The organism is Rhizobacter sp. SG703, assembly GCF_012275445.1.
GTDB lineage: Bacteria > Pseudomonadota > Gammaproteobacteria > Burkholderiales > Burkholderiaceae_C > Rhizobacter.
Genome location: NZ_JAAZQK010000005.1, coordinates 315480 through 336670, shown reverse-complemented (window position 1 = coordinate 336670; position 21191 = coordinate 315480). Strand labels below are relative to the sequence as shown.

Genomic DNA, 21191 nt, shown 5'->3' with positions numbered 1-21191 from the left:
ATACTCTAATTCATCAGAAAGAATATCGTTCTATCTTATGAAATCAACGCCATGAGCGCAAGTCCCGTGTCCGCACCCGACGTGCTGATCAGCGAGGTCGGCCCCCGCGACGGCCTGCAGAGCATCGCGCGCGTGATGCCGACGGCCGACAAGCTGCGCTGGATCGACGCGCTGCATGCCGCCGGCCTGCGCGAGATCGAGGTCGGCTCGTTCGTGCCGGCCCGGCTGCTGCCGCAGATGGCCGACGTCGCCGAGGTCGTCGCGCATGCGCTGACGCTGCCCGGGCTCACCGTGATGGCGCTGGTGCCGAACCTGCGCGGCGCCGAAGCCGCGCTGGCCGCCGGCGTGCACAAGCTGACGCTGCCGGTGTCGGCCAGCAGCGCGCACTCGCTGGCCAACGTGCGCAAGACGCCGCTGGAGATGATCGACGTGGTGCGTGCCATCGCCGAACTGCGCGACGAGATCGCGCCCGGCGTGCGCATCGAGGCCGGCATCTCGACGGCGTTCGGCTGCACGCTCGAAGGCCCGGTGCCGGAAGACGCGGTGATCCGCCTGGCCGGGCTGGCGATCGACGCCGGCGCCGACGAATCGGGCCTGTCGGACACCACCGGCATGGCCAACCCGGCCCAGGTGCGGCGGCTGTTCGCCCGGCTGCGGGCCGAGATCGGTCGGCATGCCGGCGCCGCCCACCTGCACAACACGCGCGGGCTCGGGCTCGCGAACTGCCTGGCCGCGTACGACGCCGGCGTGCGCGCCTTCGACAGCTCGCTGGCCGGCCTGGGCGGCTGCCCGTATGCGCCGGGCGCGTCGGGCAACGTCGTCACCGAAGACCTGGTGTTCATGTTCGAGGCGATGGGCGTGCGCACGGGCGTCGACCTGCCGGCCCTGTTCGCCGCGCGCGAGGTGCTGCAGCAGTCGCTTGCTGGCGAGCCGCTGTACGGTCACACGCCGCCCGCCGGGCTGCCGCTCGGGTTCGTGCCGGCATGAACGCACCGATGGAAAGCAGGGACCTGCCGTTGGCCGGCATCCGCGTCATCGAGTTCACCCACATGGTGATGGGGCCGAGCTGCGGCATGGTGCTGGCCGACCTCGGCGCCGAGGTCATCAAGGTCGAGCCGCTGGCCGGCGACGCCACCCGGCGGCTGCAGGGGTCGGGCGCCGGCTTCTTCCCGATGTTCAACCGCAACAAGAAAAGCCTCGCGATCGACGTGCGGCAGCCGCGCGGCCTCGAGCTGGTGCTGAAGCTGGTCGCGACGGCCGACGTGTTCTGCGAGAACTTCAAGCCCGGCGGCCTGGCCGCGCTCGGCCTCGGCTACGACCGCCTGGCCGCGCTGAACCCAGGCCTGGTCTACGTCTCTCACAAGGGCTTCCTGCCGGGCCCGTACGAGCACCGCACCGCACTCGACGAGGTGGTGCAGATGATGGGCGGCCTGGCCTACATGACCGGGCCGGTCGGGCAGCCGCTGCGCGCCGGCAGCAGCGTCAACGACATCATGGGCGGCATGTTCGGCGCGATCGGTGCGCTGGCCGCGCTCGCGCAGCGCGCGACCACCGGCCGCGGCCAGGAGGTGCGCAGCGCGCTGTTCGAGAACAACGTGTTCCTGGTCGCGCAGCACATGATGCAGTTCGCGGTGACCGGCCGGCCGGCCGCGCCGATGCCCAGCCGCATCCCGGCCTGGGGCGTCTACGACATCTTCGAAGTGGCCGGTGGCGAGCAGATCTTCCTCGCGGTGGTGTCCGACGGCCAATGGGCCGGCCTGTGCGACGCGTTCGGCTTCGCCGACCTGAAGACCGACCCGCGACTCGCGACCAACAACCTGCGCGTCGCGGCCCGCGACTGGATGTTGCCGCTGCTGCGCGAGCGCATGGCGGCGCACCGCGCGGCCGACATCGGCGCACGCTTCGAGGCCCACGGACTGCCGTGGGCGCCGATCACGCGGCCCCACGACCTGTTCGACGACCCGCACCTGCAGGCCACCGGCGGCCTCGCGCCGGTCACGCTGCCAGACGGCCGCCACACCCGCACGCCACTGCTGCCGATCACGCTCGATGGGCGGCGCCCGCCACTGCGCAGCGACCCACCGGCGATCGGCGAGCACACCGAGGCGTTGCTGCAATCGCTCGGGCTGGACGCCGCGCAGATCCTTGCGCTGCGTGCCGACGGCGTGATCGCTCCCTCTGATTCCGAACAACAACCTGGAGACACCCCCCGATGAACCCGCTGCGCCGCACCCTCCTCGCCGGTCTGCCGGCCATGGCCGCCTGGCCCGCGCTGGCCGAGCCGGCCTTCCCCACGCAGCCGATCCGGCTCGTCGTGCCGTTCCCGCCGGCCGGCGCGACCGACGTGGTCTCGCGGCTGATCGCCGGCAAGATCGGCGCCGACACCGGCTGGAACTTCGTCGTCGACAACCGGGCCGGGGCCGGCGGCAACATCGGGCTCGATGCGGTCGCCAAGGCCGCCGCCGACGGCTACACGCTCGGCATGGGCCAGACCGCCAACCTCGCAGTGAACCCGGCGCTGCTGGCGAAGATGCCCTTCGATCCGCTGAAGGATTTCACGCCGGTCGCGCTGGTGGCCTCGCTGCCGGTGGTGCTGGTGGTGCGCACCGAATCGCCGTTCAAGTCGCTCGCGTCCATCGTCTCGGCCGCCAAGGCGAAGCCAGGCACGCTGCTGCAGGCACTGGCCTCGAACGGCACCGTCGGCCACCTCGCCGGCGAGATGTTCGGCCGACTCGCCGGCGTGAGCTTCACGAACGTGCCGTACAAGGGTGCCGGGCCGGCACTCACCGACCTGATCGGCGGCCAGACCGATTTCATGTTCGGCACGCCGCAAGCCGTGACCGCGCTGGTGCGCGGCGGCAAGCTGCGGGCGCTGGCCGTCACGTCGGCGCGCCGGCTGCCGGTGATGCCCGAGGTGCCGACGGTCGCCGAATCGGGCTACGCCGGCTTCGAGGCGACCGACTGGAAGGGCCTGGTGGCACCGGCGGCGACGCCGCGCGATGCAGTGCGCAAGCTCAACGCCGCCGTCAACCGCGCGCTCGGCCGGGCCGACACGCTGGCCGCGCTGCTCGCCGACGGCAGCGCACCGATGGGCGGCACGCCGGAGCAGTTCGCGCAGTTCCTGAAGGCCGAGCACGCGCGCTGGGGCAAGGTGGTTCGCGATTCCGGCATCAAGGCAGATTGATGACTCCGGCGCGCATAATCCCGCGCCATGGACCGGCTAAAGCAGATCGAATCGTTCGTATCGGTCGCTGCCAAGGGCAGCCTGACGGCCGCGGCCCATGCCGAGGGCGTCGCGCCGGCGGTCATCGGCCGGCGCATCGACGCACTGGAAGAGCGGCTCGGCGTCAAGCTGCTGGTGCGCACCACCCGCCGCATCACACTGACGCATGAAGGCAGCGCCTTCCTCGAAGACTGCCAGCGGCTGCTGGCCGACCTGGCGAATGCCGAATCGAGCGTCAGCGCCGGCGGCGTCAAGGCCGCGGGTTACCTGCGGCTGACGGCACCGGCCGGTTTCGGCCGCCGGCACGTCGCGCCGCTGGTGCCGCGCTTCCTCGCGCTGCACCCCGAGGTCAGCGTCTCGCTGAACCTCAGCGACCGGCTGGTCGACATCGTCAACGAAGGCGTCGATTGCGCGGTGCGCGTCGGCGAGCTGCCTGACAGCAGCCTCGTCAGCGTGCGGCTGGCCGACAACCGGCGGCTGTGCGTCGCGACGCCGGCCTACCTGAAACGCGCCGGCACGCCGCGCACGCCGCACGACCTGGCGCAGCACGAATGCCTGACGCTGAGCAGCGACGCCAGCCAGACGCGCGGCTGGGCCTTCACGATCGACGGCCAGGTGCAGCACCTGCGGCTGAACGGCCGGCTCGATTGCAGCGATGGCCAGGTGCTGCACGACTGGTGCCTGGCCGGGCTCGGCATCGCCTGGCGCTCGACCTGGGAGGTCGAGGGCGAGGTCGCAAGCGGCGCGCTGGTCAGCACGCTGGACGACTACGCCGCGCCGCCGAATGGCATCTACGCGGTGTTCCCGCAGCGCAAGCACCTGCCGCTGCGCGTGCGCCTGTGGATCGATTTCCTGAAGCAGACCTACGGCGACGCCGCCTATTGGAAGGACACCGCAGGCCCCACCTGACTTACTTGGCGGCGGATGCAGCAGCGGCCGGGGCCGACGCATCCTTGGTGCACTTCTTGACGAAGCTGTTCTTCGCCGCGCCCTTCAGCTTCTTGTCGGCGGCTTGCATCTCGCATGCCGAACCCGCGCCGCTCGCCTTGGCCTCGCGCTCGCATTTCTTCATGAAGCTGTTCTTCGCCGCGCCGGCCAGCTTCTTGTCGGTCGCCTTCGACTCGCAGGTCGCCGCATCGGCCGCAAACGCCACGTTCGACAGCGCGATCAGGCCCAAGGCCACCAGGGTGCTCAGTTTCTTCATGGGATTCCTCCGGGGTGCGGCGAACGGTGCGTCGCCGGCCGGATTGAAGCACCTCGGTCGAATGTGATCAAGCGTGAGCTTGGGTCAACATGCGTCCGTCCATGTCACAACATGTCGCGTCACATGATCCGGCGCGGGTGGGCCAGGGCCTCGTGCGCGGCATGCAGCCGGCGCACCAGCACGCGGATGAAGGCCTCGTCGAACAGGTGGCGGCAGCCGGGGCTGACCTGGGCCAGCGTGTCCGGCGTGAAGGTGATCGTGGTGGCCGATTCGGTGACGATCACGTCGGTGCTGTGGCGGCGCAACTCGGCGCTGGGCGCCAGGTAGACCATCTCGCCGACCGAGGTGCCGGCACCGAGCTGCGCGACCTTCGTGCCTTCGCGGAAGACCTCGACCTCGCCCTGCGCGATGATGTGGAAGTTGCGCGTTTCCTCGCCGCGCCGGTACAGCGCATGGCCGAATGTGTAGCGCTGCCACCTGGCGCGGTGCACCACCTCCCACAGCTCGACGTCGCCGAAGTTCGAGAAGAAGTCGAGCGTGCGCAGCAGGTTGAAGCGCTCCGAATCGAGCACGCCCTGCAGCTGGCCGCGCGGCACCTGGTGGTTGACGATCAGCCCGGACAGCGCCTGCGCGAACTCGTCCCAGCTCGCGAAGCGGTCGTCGGGGCGCTTGGCCAGCGCCCGCAGGATCACCGCGTCGACGCCTTCGCCGACGCCCGAGCGCAGCTGGCTCGGTGGCAGCGGCATCGCGTTGTAGACTTGGTTCATCATCGCCGACTGCGACGGCGCGTCGAACGGCGGCCGGCCGGCGATCAGGTGGTACAGCACCGCGCCGAGCGAGTACATGTCGGCCCGGCTGTCGAGCGAGGCGCCGTCGAGCTGCTCGGGCGCCATGTAGGCGAGCGAGCCGACGCGGTAGACCTGGGTCGTCTCGGCCGACATGTTGAGCACGCTGCCGAAGTCGGTGACCTTCACGTCGGTGATGCTGCCGTTGGTGATCACCGCGAGGATGTTGGCCGGCTTCACGTCGCGGTGCACCAGCCCCTGGCGGAACACGTAGCCGAGCGCCATCGCGCACTTGAAGCCGATTTCGACGATCAGCTCCAGCGGCAGCAACTGGTCGGCGCGGCAGTACTGGCGCAGCGTGTGGCCCGACACGTACTCCATCACCAGATAGGGCTCGTTGGAGTCGGCCACCGCGTCGAAGATCTGCACCACGTTCGGGTGCTGCAGCCGGCCGACCAGCGCGGCCTCGGCGGCGAAGAAGCGCTCGAAGAAGCGGCCGTCGTTCGGGTCGTTCACCGCCCCCAGGCGCACCCGCTTGATCGCGACGTCGCGCTGGTGGAACTCGTCGCGCGCGAGGAACACCTCGCTGGTCGCCCCTTCGCCGAGCCGGCGCAGCACCGGGTACTTGCCGACCTGGGCCGGCAACGGCAGGCCCGAGACGGCATGGGGTTCGGAGGTGGCGAGCGGAAGACTCATGGGTGATGCGTTGTCGGCACCGGGATGCCGAAGGGCCTGGAGGCCGAGAGTGCCATCTTGGCACCGTCGCTCGACACCAGTGTGCCAAATTGAACACCAAAGTGAGTGCTAATCCGTGCACGGTGTCCCTCGCCCGGTGGAATACACCGGTCGGTCCCCAGGGGGACGGCGGGCCGGCTCGGGAGCGGCCCGGCGCTCGGCCCGCCCTCTGCGCGCCACCCCGGAGGCGCCACTTAGAATCGCCGCCATGATCCAAGCCAAACAGGAACTGCTGCAGGCGCTGGCCGCGGCGGTTGCCGATGTCCACCCCGGCAGCAGCGTGCCGATTGCGTTCGAATCGCCCAAGCAGGCATCGCACGGCGACTTCGCGGTCACCCTCGCGATGCAGCTGGCCAAGCCGCTGAAGAAGAACCCCCGCGAACTGGCCCAGGCGCTGATCGACGCGCTGAACCGGCAGCCCGCGGTGCAGCGCCATGTCGAGGCGCTCGAGATCGCCGGTCCCGGCTTCATCAACCTGCGCCTGAAGGCGGCCGCGAAGCAGTCGGTGATCGGCGAGATCCTGGCGGCCGGTGCCGGCTTCGGCAAGCAGCCGCCGATCGATCGCCGCGTGATGGTGGAGTTCGTCTCGGCCAACCCCACCGGCCCGCTGCATGTCGGCCACGGCCGTCAGGCCGCGCTGGGCGATGCGATCTGCAGCCTGCTCGACACGCAGGGCTGGCAGGTCACGCGCGAGTTCTACTACAACGACGCCGGCGTGCAGATCGCGACGCTGGCCGCCACCACGCAGGCTCGCATCAAGGGCCTGAAGCCGGGCGACGCGGCTTGGCCGGAGTCGGCCTACAACGGCGAGTACATCGCCGACATCGCGGCCGACTTCCTCGCGAAGAAGACCGTGAAATCGGACGACCGCGAGTTCACCGCATCGGGCGACCCCGACGACCTCGACAGCATCCGCCAGTTCGCGGTGGCCTACCTTCGGCACGAGCAGGATCTTGACCTGCAGGCTTTCGGCGTGCGCTTCGACAACTACTTCCTCGAGTCCAGCCTGTACGGCAGCGGCCGGGTCGAGCAGACGGTGGCCAAGCTGAAGGCCGCCGGCAAGACCTTCGAGGACGGCGGCGCGCTGTGGCTGCGCAGCACCGACTACGGTGACGACAAGGACCGCGTGATGCGCAAGTCCGACGGCACCTACACCTACTTCGTGCCCGACGTCGCGTACCACCTCAACAAGTGGGAGCGCGGCTTCACGAAGGTGGTCAACATCCAGGGCACCGACCACCACGGCACCATCGCGCGCGTGCGCGCCGGGCTGCAGGGCGTTGGCGAGAACATCCCCGCCGACTACCCCGACTACGTGCTGAACAAGATGGTCACGGTGATGCGCGGCGGCGAGGAGGTGAAGATCTCCAAGCGCGCCGGCGGCTACGTGACGCTGCGCGACCTGATCGACTGGACCAGCCGCGACGCGGTGCGCTTCTTCATGATCAGCCGCAAGGCCGACACCGAGTTCACCTTCGACGTCGACCTGGCGCTGAAGCAGAACGACGAGAACCCGGTGTTCTACGTGCAGTACGCCCATGCGCGCATCAGCAAGGTGCTGCGCGACTGGGTGGCCGAGCATGGCGGCGACCTCGACGCGCTGAAGGGCGCCGACCTGTCGCTGCTCGCCGCACCGACCGAGGCCGCGCTGCTGCTGAAGCTGGCCGAATACCCCGACATGCTGACGCATGCCGCGGCCGACCTGGCGCCGCACGACGTCACGTTCTACCTGCGCGACGTCGCCAGCGCCTTCCACAGCTATTACGCAGCCGAGCGTTTCCTGGTGACAGACAACCCCAGCCTGACGCGCGCCCGCCTCGCGCTGCTGGCCGCCACCGCCCAGGTGCTGCGCAATGCGCTGCAGGTGCTGGGCGTGGCCGCCCCCGACCGGATGTAATGGAGCGAACACATGTCAATGCGATTGAACGCGAAGCCGGCCGGCATCCCCTCGGGGGATCGGCGGATGTACTCATCCGGCGAGGGGCTGTCATGAAAAGCCAACGTGGCGGTTTCGTCCTGGGCCTGATCGTCGGGCTGCTGATCGGCCTGGCGCTTGCGCTGGGCGTCGCGCTGTACATCGCGAAGGTGCCGGTGCCCTTCATCAACAAGGTGCCGCAGCGAACGGCCGAACAGGACGCGGCCGAGGCCGAGAAGAACAAGAACTGGGACCCGAACGGCTCGCTGTCGGGCAAGGTGCCGGTGCGCATGGGCAGCCAGGCCGCCAGCGGCGTCGTGGCGGCGCCCGCCCCGGCCTTCCCGCCGTCCGTCCCGACCGGTGCACCGCCCGTCGTGTCGACGCCGGCCGCCAGCACCTCGCGCCGCGACCCGGCGGCGATCCTCGAAGGCCGGGCCGCGAGCACCACGGCCGCCCCGGCAGCGGCCACGCCGCCGGCGCCGGTGGTCACGTCCACCAAACCCGGCTCGGATGCGTTGAGCTACTTCGTCCAGGCAGGCGCTTTCGGCCGCGTCGAGGATGCCGAGCAGCAACGCGCCAAATTGGCGATGATGGGCCTGCAGGCCAAGATCACCGAACGTGAGCAGGCCGGCCGCACGATGTTCCGGGTGCGCCTCGGCCCCTACGACAAGAAGGAAGATGCCGACCTGGCGAAGGAAAAACTGGATGGCGTGGGCGTGGAATCGGCGCTGGTCCGCGTGCAGAAGTAAAGAAGTGAAGAACTGGCCGGGGTTCGGCAACGGCCCTGAACTTTCGCATCCGACACCGACTCCACCGCTCGTCGTTGACCCTTACCACTTTGGAACACTGAACATGAACCGTCGCGATTTCTCGGCACAGTTGGTTGGAGCAAGCCTGGGCACCCTCGCCCTTTCGACCAGCACCGGCGCCCTGGCGCAAGGCGCCGCTCCGGTCGAAGGCACCAACTACGTCAAGTTCGCCCAGCCGGTGTCGCCGGCCACGCCGGGCAAGATCGAGGTGGTGGAATTCTTCTGGTACGGCTGCCCGCACTGCAACGCCTTCGAGCCGGCACTCGACGCCTGGCAGAAGAAGCTGCCGGCCGACGTGGTGTTCCGCCGCGTGCCGGTCGCTTTCCGCGACGAGCCTTTCGTCGCGCACCAGAAGATCTTCTACGCGCTCGAATCGATGGGCAAGGTCGAGGCGATGCACCGCAAGGTCTTCTACGCGATCCACAACGAGCACGCCCGCCTCGACAAGCCCGACGAGATCGCCGCGTTCATGGCCAAGAACGGCATCGACAGCGCCAAGTTCCTCGAAGCCTACAACTCGTTCTCGACGCAGACCAAGACCAAGCAGGCGGCCAAACTGGCCGAGGGCTACAAGCTCGACGGCGTACCGGCCCTGGGCATCAACGGCCGCTACTTCACGTCGGGGTCGCTGGCCGGCACCAACGAGCGGATGCTGCAGGTCACCGACTTCCTGATCCAGAAGTCGCGCACCGGCGGTTGAGCGCCCGAAGTCGGTGCAACGCCGACTTCATCTCGTAACCCCGGCGGCGTGAAACTGTGGCTAGAATGGCCTGCAAGTTTCATGCCGCAATGACTCCACTTACCTACACCTCCTCGTTGTTCCGCTGCCGCCTGGCGCTTGTCGCCGCCGGCTGCCTGCTTGCCGCAGCGCTGCCGGCCCAGGCCGAACGGGCCGACCGGCTGAAGAAGATGGAGGTCGAATCCGACCAGCCCGGCAAGGTCGACCTGATCAACCAGCTGGTGGTCTTCAACGGCAACGTCGTCGTCACCAAGGGCACGATGCTGATCAAGGCGGCGCGCATCGAAGTGCGTGAAAGCGCCGACGGCTACCAGTCGGCCATCGCGGTCGGCACGCCGACCCAGCCGGCCAGCTTCCGCCAGAAGCGCGAAGGCGTGAACGAATTCGTCGAGGGCGAGGCCGAGCGCCTCGAGTTCGACAGCAAGCTCGACACCATCCGCTTCGTCAACAAGGCCTCGGTGCGGCGCCTGCGCGGCACCGCGGTGGCCGACGAGGTGACCGGCGCGCTGATCACCTACGACGGCACGGCCGAGCTGTTCACCGTGGCCGGCGGCAGCGCCGCGGTGACCCCGGCCAACCCGACCGGCCGCGTGCGCTACGTGTTCACGCCGAAGGAAGGCACGCCGGCCGCCGCCGAGGCGGCGTCGCAAGCCGCCTCGCAGCCCGCAGTTCAACCCGCGCCGGGAGCACGCCGTTGAGCGCCGTGCCGGTCTCTCCCTCCGCGATGCCGTCCGACGCCAGCCGGCTCGAAGCCATCGGCCTGCAGAAAACCTACGGCGCCCGCAAGGTGGTCAAGGACGTGCGGCTGTCGGTGCGCAGCGGCGAGGTCGTCGGACTGCTCGGCCCGAACGGCGCCGGCAAGACCACCAGCTTCTACATGATCGTCGGCCTGGTCCGCGCCGACGACGGCCAGATCCTGATCGACGGCCAGCGGGTCGAGCGCCTGCCGATCCACCAGCGCTCGCGCCTGGGCCTGAGCTACCTGCCGCAGGAAGCCTCGATCTTCCGCAAGCTGACCGTCGAGGAGAACATCCGCGCGGTGCTCGAGCTGCAGCGCGGCCCCGACGGCAAGGAGCTGCCGAAGGCCACCGTCGACAAGCTGCTCGGCGACCTGCTGAACGACCTGAGCATCGAGAAGCTGCGCGACAGCCCGGCACCGGCGCTGTCGGGCGGCGAGCGCCGGCGCGTCGAGATCGCCCGGGCGCTGGCCACGCAGCCGCGCTTCATCCTGCTGGACGAGCCGTTCGCCGGCGTCGACCCGATCGCGGTGATCGAGATCCAGCGCATCATCGGGTTCCTGAAAAGCCGTGGCATCGGTGTGCTGATCACCGACCACAACGTGCGCGAAACGCTGGGCATCTGCGATCGCGCGTACATCATCAGCGAGGGGCGCGTGCTCACCGAGGGCACGCCGGCCGAGATCGTCGACAACGCCGATGTGCGAAAGGTCTACCTCGGCGAACACTTCCGCATGTAAGGGGCTGACGACATGAAGCCCTCTCTTCAGGTCCGCCTGTCGCAGCACCTGGCCTTGACGCCGCAGCTGCAGCAGTCGATCCGGCTGCTGCAGCTGTCCACGCTCGAACTCCACCAGGAAGTCGAGCAGATGCTGGAGCAGAACCCCTTCCTCGAAGCCGAGCAGGAAGAAGCCGGCGCGACCGAGCCGATGGTCGAGCGCCTGACGGTGTCGGAGCGCAATGCCGAACGCGAGGCCGACAGCAGCTCGGCCAGCGAAAGCTCGGCCGACAGCGCGCCCGACGAGGCCGCCGGCGTCGACAGTGCCGAGTTCGGCGCGACCGAGCGCGAGGACTGGGAGAACGGCACCGAGCGCGACGATTTCGACGGCATCCGCGAGACGCCCAGCGCGGCCGGCAGCGGCAGCAATGCCGACGACGACTTCGACGGCCAGGACCGCAACCCGCAGGCCCCCAGCCTGCAGGAACACCTGCGCGAACAGCTGCTCGGCATGCGCGTCAGCGCCGAGGACGCCGCCGCGATCACCGTGCTGATCGAGTCGCTGGACGACGACGGCTACCTTGCCGACCCGCTGGAGGAGATCGCCGCCGAACTGGCCGCCGACCCCGAGCAGCAGGAAGAGATCCTCGAGCGCCTGCAGTGCGCGCTGAAGTGGCTGCAGAACATGGAGCCGCTGGGCGTCGGCGCCCGCAACCTCGGCGAATGCCTGACGCTGCAGCTGCGTGCGCAGGAGCGCTGCGAGGCGCAGATGATCGCGATCATCATCTGCAAGCAGCACCTCGACCTGCTGGCGCGCCGCGACATGAAGAAGCTGATGGCGGCGACCGGTGCCGACGAGGAGCTCATCAAGGAAGCGCAGACGCTGATCGTCGCGCTGGAGCCGAAGCCGGGTCGCCCGTTCGCGCGCGCCGAAGCCAACATCATCGTGCCCGACGTGATCGTGCAGAAATCGGGCCGCAACTGGAAGGTCGTGCTGAACCCGGACGTGATGCCCAAGCTGCGCATCAACGACCTCTATGCGCAGGCGATCCGCCAGGGCCGCGGGGCCGGCGGCGGCAGCGCGCTGAGCTCGCGGCTGCAGGAAGCGCGCTGGTTCATGAAGAACATCCAGCAGCGCTTCGACACCATCCAGCGCGTGTCGCAGGCCATCGTCGAGCGGCAGAAGAGCTTCTTCACGCACGGCGAGATCGCGATGAAGCCGCTGGTGCTGCGCGAGATCGCCGACGAGCTGGGCCTGCACGAGTCGACCATCTCGCGCGTGACGACGGCCAAGTACATGGCCACGATGTTCGGCACCTTCGAGCTGAAGTACTTCTTCGGGTCGTCGCTGAACACCGAGGCCGGCGGCAACGCGTCGAGCACCGCGGTGCGGGCGCTGATCAAGCAGCTGGTGAGTGCCGAGGACCCGGTCAAGCCGCTGTCGGACAGCCAGCTGAGCCACATGCTCGAAGAGCAGGGCATCCAGGTCGCGCGGCGCACGGTGGCCAAGTACCGCGAGGCGCTGAAGATCGCGCCGGCGAACCTCCGCAAATCGCTCTGAGCCGAAGCCTCACTCTGAACTCAATCCCCGATGTGCGCCCTGCCCCTGTTCCTGCCCTGTGCCGCGGGCGTCGAAGCGCTCCTTGAAGAAGAGGTGCTGCGCATCCTGCCGACCGCGAAGGTGCATGCCGGTCGCGGCGGCGTCGCGCTCGACGGCGACCCGCTCGAAGTGATGACGCTGAACCTCGAGTGCCGGCTCGCGCAGCGCGTGCTGGCCGAGGTGGCCGAAGGGCCGTACCGCGACGAGCACGACCTGTACGAACTCGCCCGCGGCGTCGACTGGCAGCAATGGATCACGCCGGAGCACACGCTGCGCGTCGACACCACCGCGCACCGCAGCCCGCTGCGCAGCCTGAACTTCGCCGCGCTGCGCATCAAGGACGCGGTCTGCGACCAGCTGCGCGAGGCCACCGGCACGCGCCCGAGCGTCGACACCCGCCACCCCGACCTGCCGCTGCTGCTGCACGTCGGCGAGGCGCGGGCGTCGCTGTACGTCGACACCTCGGGCGAGCCGCTGTTCAAGCGCGGCTGGCGAGAGGACAAGGGCGATGCGCCGCTGAAGGAGACGCTGGCCGCCGCGATGCTGGCCGCCGCCGGCTGGCGCGGCACGCCCGAGGCCGGCGGTGCGCTGCACGACCCGTGTTGCGGCTCGGGCACCATCGCGATCGAGGCCGCGCAGATCGCCTGCGGCATCGCGCCCGGGCTGAAGCGGCGCTTCGCGTTCGAGCGGCTGTTGCCGTTTGCCGATGCCGAGATGCGCGCGCAGTGGCAGCGCGTGAAGAGCCATGCGCAGTCGCGCATCCATGCGAGCGCGGTGCCGATCCATGCGAGCGACGTGTCGTTCCGGATGGTCGATTTCGCACGCCGCAATGCGCAGCGCGCCGGGGTCGAGGACGCGATCCAGTTCAACGGCGGCGATGCGCTGGAACGGCCGGCGCCCGCGCTGCCGGCCGGCCTGCCCGGCACGCTGATGATCAACCCGCCGTATGGCGAGCGCATCGAGGTGGCCGGCAAGGCACGCGCGTCGGCGACGTCGCGCGACGAGCCTGACGGCGACAACAAGGCGCTGGCCGCCGACTTCTTCCCGCGCCTGTCGGCGCACTGGAAGCGCGCGTACACGCAGCACGACGGCGGCTGGACCGCCTATGTGCTGAGCCCGGACATGAAGCTGCCCGGCGCGATGCGCCTGAAGGAGTCGAAGCGCGTGCCGATGTGGAACGGCCCGATCGAGTGCCGGCTGTTCCGCTTCGACCTGGTGGCCGGCTCGGCGCGCTGACGTCGCCCGGGATGCCCATCCGGGCGACGGATCAGCGTCTCAGCAGGCTGCCGATCAGGCTCCCGATGTCACCGCCTTCGGCGTCAGCGGGCAGCTGCCCGTTCGGCGTCAGGTGATCGACCACCTGCGGCAGCACCCGCGACAACTGCGCGGCCGCCTCGCCGTGCGACAGCCCGAGCTGCTCGGCGACCTGCGCGAGCTGGCCCGAACCGAGCACGCTCTGCAGCTGCTCGGCCGAGATCGGCAGGTTGTGCCCGGTCGACACCCACGAGCCGATCACCGAGCCGAGCCCACCCTGCTCGAAGCGCGCGATCAGGTCAGCGAGCCCGCCGCCCGAGCCGTTCGCGTTCAGCATCGACACCACCGCGGCGATCAGCGCTGCGTGGTTGCCGCCGCCCTGGCCCATCGGGTCGCTCTGGCCGGTCACCATGCCGACCACGGAATCCAGCAGTCCCATGAGGTGCTCCTTGCAGTGGGAACGCGATTGTGGGCGCGCCTCGTGTCGGCCACAAGGCCGCTCGGCCACCCGCGGCACCGACCTGCGTCAGCCGCCGCCCGACAGCCCGAGGTGCGCCAGCACCGCGAGCGGCGCGGTGTCGGCGCGCAGCACGCGCGGGCCGAGGCTCGCCGGCACGAAGCCGGCCGCGGCGGCTGCCGCCTCCTCGGCCTCGCTGAGCCCGCCCTCGGGGCCGCTCAGGAAGGTCAGCGCCCCACCGGGGCCCGCCTGCAGCGGCCCGGACGTGCGCAGGCTCAGCACGAAGCGGCCGCCGCCGGCCGGCGGCAGGCCGCGCAGCCAGTCGGCGAGGCTGCGCACCGGCGCAAGCACCGGCACGCGGGTGCGCCCGCACTGCTCGCTGGCCGCGGCCGCGACGCCCTGCCAATGGGCCAGCTTCTTGTCGGCGCGCTCGCCGCTCAGGCGCAGCACCGAGCGCTCGGTCATCAGCGGCTGAATGGCTGCAACACCGAGCTCGGTCGCCTTCTCGACCAGCGCATCCATGCGCTCGTTGGCCGGCATGCCGAGCGCGAGCGTGACCTGGATCGGCAGTTCGCGGTCGATCGCGACGTGAGCATTCAGCCGCACGCTCACGTCGCTGCGGCCCATCCGGACGACATCGGCCTGCCACTCGCCGCCCTCGCCGTTGAACAGCGTCAGCGGATCGCCGGGCTGCAGGCGCAGCACCTGCACATGGCGCGCGGCGCCGGGCGGAAGGCTCAATTCAAGGCCGGCCTGCATCGGCGCGGCCACATGGAAACGGGGCGGCATGGCGCGAGTGTGCCAGCTGCGCTTCAGGCTTCCGGCTCGTCGACACCACGAAAGCGCCGCCGCCAGACCCGCCAGCGCGTCTTCAGCCGGCGCGCGCCGCGCCATGCGGCCGAGCGGCGCAGCGCGTCCATCACGCGCAGCTTCGTCGTGCGCCACCAGCCGAGCGCGCGCGCGAACCACGCGAAGCGCATCAGCTGCGATTCGGTCAGGATGAACAGCCGCCCGACGATCGCGGTGCCGAGCAGCTTCGCGACGACGATCACCGTGATGCCGAGCAGCGCGTGGCCGCGGTGAATGACCCACAGCGCGAGCACCTTGATCGGGAACAGCGCGACCGCCGGCAGCAGGAACAGCAGCAGCGCGACGCGCGGCGGGGCGTTGCGCACCCGCGCCTCGGCACGCGCGAGCGGCGGCCACTGCGCGAGCCGCCCGACGAAGGCCGTCAGCGGGCGCCAGCCCCATTCCTCGATGAACAGCACGACCGCCGCCAGCACCAGCAGCAAGCCGCGCAGCACGCGCCAGAGCGGCCGCACGGTCAGCCGCAACACGCTGCGCCACAGCGGGCGCGCCGGGTCTTGCGCCAGCTCAGCCGCCGTACAGCAGGCGGCGCGCCTTGTGCGCCGCCGGTTCGCCCTTGCGCGAGCGGATCTGCTCGATCGTGCGGTCGGCGACGTCGCGCAGCTCCTCGATCGTGCTGGCCTTCTCGACCGCCAGCGTCAGCGTGAAGCCGCGCAGGCCGAGCTCGCTGGAGATCATCTGCGTCAGCGTGGCAGTGAACTTCGCATAGTCGAGCTCGCCCGGGTCGACCGGCGTGCCGACGCCCGGTGCCGCCGGTGCGGCTGCCGGCGCCGCTGCCGCCGGCGCATGGAGCCGCGAACTGCCGCTGCCCGACACCGGCGCGATCAGGCCCAGCGCCTCGAGCGCGCGGAAGTCCTCGATCGTCACGCCGACCACGTTGGCGAGCAGCATCTCCTCGGACTTCGCACCGTCGATCAGCAGCAGCAGGTTGCGCTGCGCCCGTTCCTTGACGCGCGTGCGGGCCGTCATCTCGATGCGTCCCGCGTCAGTTTTGGTCCAGATCACCAGAGCTCTCCCAGGGGCGCGGCGCGGCAGTCCCGCCGCGGCCCGAATTTATCAGCATGGCGCCGTCTGCGGGGCGCTCGTCCAGCGCAGCGTCAGGTCTTGTCGCGCAGTTCACGGCGCAGGATCTTGCCGACCGGGCTCTTCGGCAGCTCGGTGCGGAACTCCACCACCTTCGGCCGCTTGTAGCCGGTCATGTTGGCCTCGCAGTACGCCCGCACCTCGGCCTCGGTCAGCGCCGGGTTCTTGCGCACGATCACCAGCTTCACCGCCTCGCCGGCCTTCGCGTCGGGCACGCCGATCGCGGCGCATTCGAGCACGCCCGGCATCTGGGTGACCACGTCCTCGACCTCGTTCGGGTAGACGTTGAAGCCGCTGACCAGGATCATGTCCTTCTTGCGGTCGACGATCTTGAAGTAGCCGTTGCCGTCCACCGTGCCGATGTCGCCGGTGCGGAAGAAGCCGTCGGCCGTCATCACCTTCGCGGTCTCGTCGGGGCGCTGCCAGTAGCCGGCCATCACCTGCGGCCCGCGGATCGCGATCTCGCCGGGCGTGCCCAGCGGCACCTCGCGGCCGTCGTCGTCGAGCAGCGCGAGCTCGGTCGACGGCAGCGGCAGCCCGATGGTGCCGGTGTAGGCGGTGCTGTCGGTCGGGTTGCAGGTGGCCGACGGCGAGGTCTCCGACAGGCCGTAGCCTTCGCAGATCGGGCAGCCGGTCTTCTCGAGCCACAGCTTGGCCGTGGCCTGCTGAACCGCCATGCCGCCGCCGACCGAGATCTTCAGGTGGCTCCAGTCGACGGTGTTGAACAGCGCGTGGTTGGCCATCGCGTTGAACAGCGTGTTGACCGCCGGCAGGCTGTGGAACGGCTGCTTCGCCAGCTCCTTGAACACCCCCGGGATGTCGCGCGGGTTCGGGATCAGCAGGTTGCAGCCGCCGGTGCGCATCGACAGCATCATGTTCGAGGTGAAGCCGAAGATGTGGTACAGCGGCAGCGCGCACACCGACATGATCTGCGTGCCGCTCGGCACCTTGCGCATCGCCGGCTGGTACCAGGCCTCGGCCTGCAGCGTGTTGGCCACCAGGTTGCGGTGCAGCAGCACCGCGCCCTTGCTGACGCCGGTGGTGCCGCCGGTGTACTGCAGCACCGCGATGTCGTCGAGCTTCAGCGTGGGCGGCTTCAGCGTCGCGCGGCGGCCGCTGGCGATCGCGTCGTTGTACGGCACCGCGCCGGGCAGCTCGAAGGCCGGCACCAGCTTCTTCACGTTGCGCACGACGTAGTTGACGATCAGCCCCTTCGGGAACCCGAGCATGTCGCCCATCGTCGCGAGGATGATCTTCTTCGTCGGCACCGCGGCCAGGCAGGCCTGCAGCGTCGCGGCGAAGTTCTCGATGATCAGGATCGCCTTCGAGCCGGAGTCCTTCAGCTGGTGCTCCAGCTCGCGCGGCGTGTACAGCGGGTTGACGTTGACCACCACCATGCCGGCACGCAGGATGCCGGCGACCGCGATCGGGTACTGCGGCACGTTGGGCATCATGATCGCGACGCGGTCGCCCTTCTCGAGGCCGAGCGCCTGCAGGTAGGCGGCGAACGCGCGCGAGGCCTCGTCGACCTGGCGGAACGTGAAGACCTTGCCCATGAACTTGTAGGCGGGCAGGTCGGCGTACTTCTTCAGGCTTTCGTCGATCAGCGCGGTGAGCGACGTGTACTGCTCGACATCGATCTGCTCCGGCACCCCGCTGGGGTACTGCTTGAGCCAAGTCTTATCCATCTGGGGTCTCCGGAAACGAACGGGCGATTCTGTCCCATGCCCTTCGCACGACCCCTAAGGTGTTTCACCTGAAGTGCGATGGAGTTGGGGTGCGACACGATTGACGCTCCTGGAGGCTTCCCGTACGCTTTCGGCGGATTGGTCAGACCACCAGACCAATCCATTGTGACCCACCGGAAACCTCCATGACTCTTTCGACGACCCCACGGCTGGCCGGCAAGACCGCCCTCGTCACCGCGGCCGGCCAGGGGATCGGGCGCGCCACCGCCGAGGCCTTCGCGCGCGAAGGGGCGCGCGTGATCGCGACCGACATCAACGATGCGGCGCTGGCCGAGCTGTCGCGCATCCCGGGCATCACCGCGCAGCACCTCGACGTGCGCGACGGCGCGGCGGTGCAGTCGCTGGTGGCCGGGCTCGGGCCGCTGCAGGTGCTCTTCAACGGCGCCGGTTTCGTGCATGCCGGCACCATCCTCGATTGCGACGACGCGGCCTGGGACTTCTCGTTCGACCTCAACGTGCGCTCGATGTACCGCACGATCCGCGCGGCGCTGCCGGCGATGCTGGCGGCCGGCGCGGGCGGCTCGATCATCAACGTCGCGTCGGTGGCCGGCAGCATCAAGGGCGCGCCGAACCGCTTCGTCTACGGCACGACGAAGGCCGCGGTGATCGGCCTGACCAAGTCGGTCGCGGCGGACTTCGTCGCGAAGGGGATCCGCTGCAACGCGATCTGCCCGGGCACCGTCGAGTCGCCGTCGCTGCGCCAGCGCATCGAGGCGCAGGCATCGGCCAGCGGGCAGACGGTGGCGCAGGTCGAGGCGGCGTTCGTCGCCCGGCAGCCGATCGGCCGTGTCGGCAGCACCGCCGAGATCGCCGCGCTGGCGGTGTATCTTGCGTCCGACGAGTCGGGGTTCACCACCGGCACCGCCCAGGTGATCGACGGCGGCTGGTCCAACTGAAGCAGCACTGAAAGAGACGCCCATGAAACTGATGCGCCACGGCCCGAAGGGCTCCGAGCAACCTGCGCTGGTCGATGCCGACGGCAACCTGCGCGACCTGTCCGGCGTGCTCGCCGACATCAATGCCGCGACGCTGTCGCCGCACGGCCTGAAGCGCCTGCACGAGCTGAACCCGGCGACGCTGCCGCTGGTCGCGCAGCCGGGGCGCACCGCGCCGCCGTGGTCGGGGCTCGGCAAGTTCATCTGCATCGGCCTGAACTACGCCGACCACGCGGCCGAATCCGGCCAGCCGGTGCCGGCCGAACCGGTGATCTTCATGAAGGCGATCAGCGCGGTGATCGGCTGCAACGATGCGGTGGTGCTGCCGAAGAATTCGCTGAAGAGCGACTGGGAGGTCGAGCTCGGCGTCGTGATCGGCAGCACGGCGCGCTATGTGACGGAGGCGGACGCGCTGGACCACGTGGCCGGCTTCTGCGTCGTCAACGACCTGTCGGAGCGCGAGTACCAGCTGGAGCGCGGCGGCACCTGGGACAAGGGCAAGGGCTGCGACACCTTCGGCCCGGTCGGCCCGTGGCTGGTCACGAAGGACGAGGTGCCCGATCCGCAGAACCTCGCGATGTGGCTGGAGGTCAACGGCAAGCGCTTCCAGAACGGCAGCACGAAGACGATGGTGTTCAACGTGGCGCACCTGGTCAGCTACGTCAGCCGCTTCATGACGCTGCACCCGGGCGACCTGATCAGCACCGGCACGCCACCGGGCGTCGGCATGGGGCAGAAGCCGCAGCTGTTCCTGAAGCCGGGCGACAAGATGCGCCTTGGCATTCAGGGGCTCGGCGAGCAGCAGCAGACGGTGCATGCGTGGAATCCGGAGTTGATCGAAGGGTAGTCCTGTGGCTGATGCCCCCACCCTCCGCATCCACCCTGCCGACGACGTCGTCATCGCGCGGCGGCAGCTGGTGTCGGGCACGCGCATCGAGGCCGAGGGCATCACCGTCAGCGGCCTGATCCCGCCCGGCCACAAGCTCGCGGTGCGCGACATCGCCGCCGGCTCGCCGGTGCGCCGCTACAACCAGGTGATCGGCATCGCGCGCCAGCCGATCGCGGCCGGCCAGCATGTGCACACGCACAACCTGGAGTTCTCGAGCTTCGAGCGCGACCCGGCCGTCGGCGTCGACGCGCGCCCGACCGCCTTCGTCGAGACCCCGGCCACGTTCCAGGGCATCGTGCGCGCCGACGGCCGCGTCGCGACGCGCAACTACATCGGCATCCTGACCTCGGTGAACTGTTCGGCCACCGTCGCGCGCGCGATCGCCGACCACTTCCGGCGCGACATCCGCCCCGAGGCGCTGGCCGCGTTCCCGAACGTCGACGGTGTGGTCGCGCTGACGCACGGTGCCGGCTGCGCGACCGACAGCGAAGGCGAGCCGCTGCAGGTGCTGCGCCGCACGCTGGCCGGCTATGCACGGCATCCGAACTTCGCCGCGCTGCTGGTGGTCGGCCTCGGCTGCGAGACCAACCAGATCGCCGGCATCGGGCTGGTCGACGGCCCGCGCCTGCACAGCTACAACATCCAGGACGCCGGCGGCACCGCGAAGGCAGTGGCGCGCGGCATCGCGCTGGTCCACCAGATGCTGCCCGACGCGAACCGCACGCGCCGCGAGCCGGTCAGCGCCAGCCACCTGTGCGTCGGCCTGCAGTGCGGCGGCTCCGACGGCTACTCCGGCATCAGCGCGAACCCGGCGCTCGGCGCGGCGGTCGACCTGCTGGTGCGCCATGGCGGCACCGCGATCCTGTCGGAGACGCCGGAGATCTACGGCGGCGAACACCTGCTGACGCGGCGCGCGGTGTCGCCCGCCGTCGCCGACAAGCTGCTCGCGCGGTTGCGCTGGTGGGAAGACCACTGCGCGCGCAACCATGCCGAGATGGACAACAACCCGTCGGCCGGCAACAAGGCCGGCGGGCTGACCACCATCCTCGAGAAATCGCTGGGCGCGATCGCGAAGAGCGGCACCACCAACCTGGTCGACGTGTGCGAATACGCCGAGCCGGTGACCGCGCATGGCCTCGTCTTCATGGACACGCCCGGCTACGACCCGGTCAGCGCGACCGGCCAGGTCGCCGGCGGCGCCAACCTGATCTGCTTCACGACCGGCCGCGGCTCGGCCTACGGCTGCGCGCCGTCACCGTCGCTGAAGCTGTCGACCAACACCGCGCTGTGGCTGCGCCAGCAGGACGACATCGACATCAACTGCGGCAGCATCGTCGACGGCAGCGCCACCGTGGCCTCGCTCGGCGAGCAGATCTTTGCGCAGATGCTGGCCACCGCGTCCGGCGAGCTGACCAAGAGCGAACGCCACGGCTACGGCCAGAACGAATTCGTGCCGTGGCAATTCGGCGCGGTGATGTAGCGGCGCGATGTGA

At 69.8% G+C, this 21191-nt stretch carries 21 protein-coding genes; 14 read left to right on the top strand and 7 right to left on the bottom strand.

What is annotated here, in order from left to right; genetic code table 11:
- Nucleotides 1-51 precede the first annotated feature (51 nt).
- Genes FHT26_RS12225 through FHT26_RS12210 form a run of 4 tightly spaced genes read left to right on the top strand, consistent with a single transcriptional unit; the run spans nucleotide 52 to nucleotide 4132 of the window.
- Nucleotides 52-987, top strand: a complete 936-nt coding sequence (locus tag FHT26_RS12225) for a hydroxymethylglutaryl-CoA lyase (RefSeq protein WP_210427353.1) — start codon at nucleotides 52-54, stop codon at nucleotides 985-987.
- The gene (locus FHT26_RS12220; protein WP_168560397.1) at nucleotides 984-2216 is read left to right on the top strand and encodes a CoA transferase; all 1233 of its coding nucleotides are present in this window, start codon (nucleotides 984-986) and stop codon (nucleotides 2214-2216) included. Before FHT26_RS12225 ends, FHT26_RS12220 begins: the two co-directional genes overlap by 4 nt.
- Nucleotides 2213-3184: a Bug family tripartite tricarboxylate transporter substrate binding protein gene (locus FHT26_RS12215; RefSeq protein WP_168560396.1), complete on the top strand. Its 972-nt coding sequence runs from the start codon at nucleotides 2213-2215 to the stop codon at nucleotides 3182-3184. Before FHT26_RS12220 ends, FHT26_RS12215 begins: the two co-directional genes overlap by 4 nt.
- Nucleotides 3185-3211: 27 nt before the next feature.
- Nucleotides 3212-4132 (top strand): LysR family transcriptional regulator, encoded by a 921-nt coding sequence (locus FHT26_RS12210; protein ID WP_168560395.1) that lies wholly within the window; start codon nucleotides 3212-3214, stop codon nucleotides 4130-4132.
- A gap of 1 nt (nucleotide 4133) precedes the next feature.
- On the opposite strand, the gene FHT26_RS12205 is transcribed toward FHT26_RS12210, so the two are convergent.
- Both FHT26_RS12205 and FHT26_RS12200 read right to left on the bottom strand, forming a co-directional pair.
- Complete coding sequence (locus FHT26_RS12205) at nucleotides 4134-4427, bottom strand: hypothetical protein (protein ID WP_073465112.1); 294 nt, start codon at nucleotides 4425-4427, stop codon at nucleotides 4134-4136.
- Nucleotides 4428-4546: 119 nt separating this feature from the next.
- Nucleotides 4547-5908, bottom strand: coding sequence for a serine/threonine-protein kinase (locus FHT26_RS12200; RefSeq protein ID WP_168560394.1), 1362 nt, complete (start codon nucleotides 5906-5908; stop codon nucleotides 4547-4549).
- 247 nt (nucleotides 5909-6155) lie between these two features.
- Between FHT26_RS12200 and argS the strand changes: the two genes are divergently transcribed.
- The 7 genes from argS to FHT26_RS12165 all read left to right on the top strand — a co-directional run bounded on the left by argS (nucleotide 6156) and on the right by FHT26_RS12165 (nucleotide 13701).
- Nucleotides 6156-7844 (top strand): arginine--tRNA ligase, encoded by a 1689-nt coding sequence (gene argS / locus FHT26_RS12195; protein ID WP_168560393.1) that lies wholly within the window; start codon nucleotides 6156-6158, stop codon nucleotides 7842-7844.
- Between the two features lie 92 nt (nucleotides 7845-7936).
- The gene (locus FHT26_RS12190; protein WP_168560392.1) at nucleotides 7937-8611 is read left to right on the top strand and encodes an SPOR domain-containing protein; all 675 of its coding nucleotides are present in this window, start codon (nucleotides 7937-7939) and stop codon (nucleotides 8609-8611) included.
- A 103-nt stretch (nucleotides 8612-8714) separates the two neighbouring features.
- On the top strand, nucleotides 8715-9371 hold the full coding sequence (locus FHT26_RS12185; RefSeq protein ID WP_168560391.1) for a thiol:disulfide interchange protein DsbA/DsbL: 657 nt from the start codon (nucleotides 8715-8717) through the stop codon (nucleotides 9369-9371).
- 89 nt (nucleotides 9372-9460) lie between these two features.
- On the top strand, nucleotides 9461-10108 hold the full coding sequence (gene lptA / locus FHT26_RS12180; protein ID WP_168560390.1) for a lipopolysaccharide transport periplasmic protein LptA: 648 nt from the start codon (nucleotides 9461-9463) through the stop codon (nucleotides 10106-10108).
- Between the two features lie 26 nt (nucleotides 10109-10134).
- On the top strand, nucleotides 10135-10887 hold the full coding sequence (lptB, locus tag FHT26_RS12175; RefSeq protein WP_056813351.1) for an LPS export ABC transporter ATP-binding protein: 753 nt from the start codon (nucleotides 10135-10137) through the stop codon (nucleotides 10885-10887).
- Nucleotides 10888-10899: 12 nt separating this feature from the next.
- Nucleotides 10900-12426, top strand: a complete 1527-nt coding sequence (locus tag FHT26_RS12170) for an RNA polymerase factor sigma-54 (protein WP_168560389.1) — start codon at nucleotides 10900-10902, stop codon at nucleotides 12424-12426.
- 30 nt (nucleotides 12427-12456) lie between these two features.
- Nucleotides 12457-13701 carry a THUMP domain-containing class I SAM-dependent RNA methyltransferase gene (locus FHT26_RS12165; RefSeq protein ID WP_168560388.1) on the top strand — a complete coding sequence of 415 codons (1245 nt, stop codon included), beginning with the start codon at nucleotides 12457-12459 and terminating at the stop codon, nucleotides 13699-13701.
- A gap of 31 nt (nucleotides 13702-13732) precedes the next feature.
- Here the strand turns inward: FHT26_RS12165 and FHT26_RS12160 are convergent, their stop codons facing one another.
- The 5 genes from FHT26_RS12160 to FHT26_RS12140 all read right to left on the bottom strand — a co-directional run bounded on the left by FHT26_RS12160 (nucleotide 13733) and on the right by FHT26_RS12140 (nucleotide 17814).
- A complete protein-coding gene (locus FHT26_RS12160; protein WP_168560387.1) occupies nucleotides 13733-14158 on the bottom strand; it encodes a YidB family protein in 426 nt (141 codons plus the stop codon).
- 87 nt (nucleotides 14159-14245) lie between these two features.
- A complete protein-coding gene (locus FHT26_RS12155) occupies nucleotides 14246-14965 on the bottom strand; it encodes a 16S rRNA (uracil(1498)-N(3))-methyltransferase (protein ID WP_168560386.1) in 720 nt (239 codons plus the stop codon).
- 23 nt (nucleotides 14966-14988) lie between these two features.
- Entirely contained in the window at nucleotides 14989-15513 is a 525-nt protein-coding gene (locus FHT26_RS12150) for a hypothetical protein (RefSeq protein WP_349238133.1), read from the bottom strand.
- Nucleotides 15514-15550: 37 nt separating this feature from the next.
- Complete coding sequence (locus FHT26_RS12145; protein ID WP_157597922.1) at nucleotides 15551-16048, bottom strand: hypothetical protein; 498 nt, start codon at nucleotides 16046-16048, stop codon at nucleotides 15551-15553.
- 92 nt (nucleotides 16049-16140) lie between these two features.
- Complete coding sequence (locus FHT26_RS12140; protein WP_168560385.1) at nucleotides 16141-17814, bottom strand: long-chain-fatty-acid--CoA ligase; 1674 nt, start codon at nucleotides 17812-17814, stop codon at nucleotides 16141-16143.
- Nucleotides 17815-17999: 185 nt separating this feature from the next.
- Here FHT26_RS12140 and FHT26_RS12135 point away from each other — a divergent pair, with 185 nt between their 5' ends.
- From FHT26_RS12135 to FHT26_RS12125, 3 genes are read left to right on the top strand one after another with little or no spacing between them, the layout of a single operon-like run.
- Entirely contained in the window at nucleotides 18000-18770 is a 771-nt protein-coding gene (locus tag FHT26_RS12135) for an SDR family oxidoreductase (protein WP_168560384.1), read from the top strand.
- A 22-nt stretch (nucleotides 18771-18792) separates the two neighbouring features.
- Nucleotides 18793-19656 carry a fumarylacetoacetate hydrolase family protein gene (locus FHT26_RS12130; RefSeq protein WP_168560383.1) on the top strand — a complete coding sequence of 288 codons (864 nt, stop codon included), beginning with the start codon at nucleotides 18793-18795 and terminating at the stop codon, nucleotides 19654-19656.
- Between the two features lie 4 nt (nucleotides 19657-19660).
- Entirely contained in the window at nucleotides 19661-21178 is a 1518-nt protein-coding gene (locus FHT26_RS12125; protein WP_168560382.1) for a UxaA family hydrolase, read from the top strand.
- The last annotated feature ends 13 nt before the right edge of the window (nucleotides 21179-21191 follow it).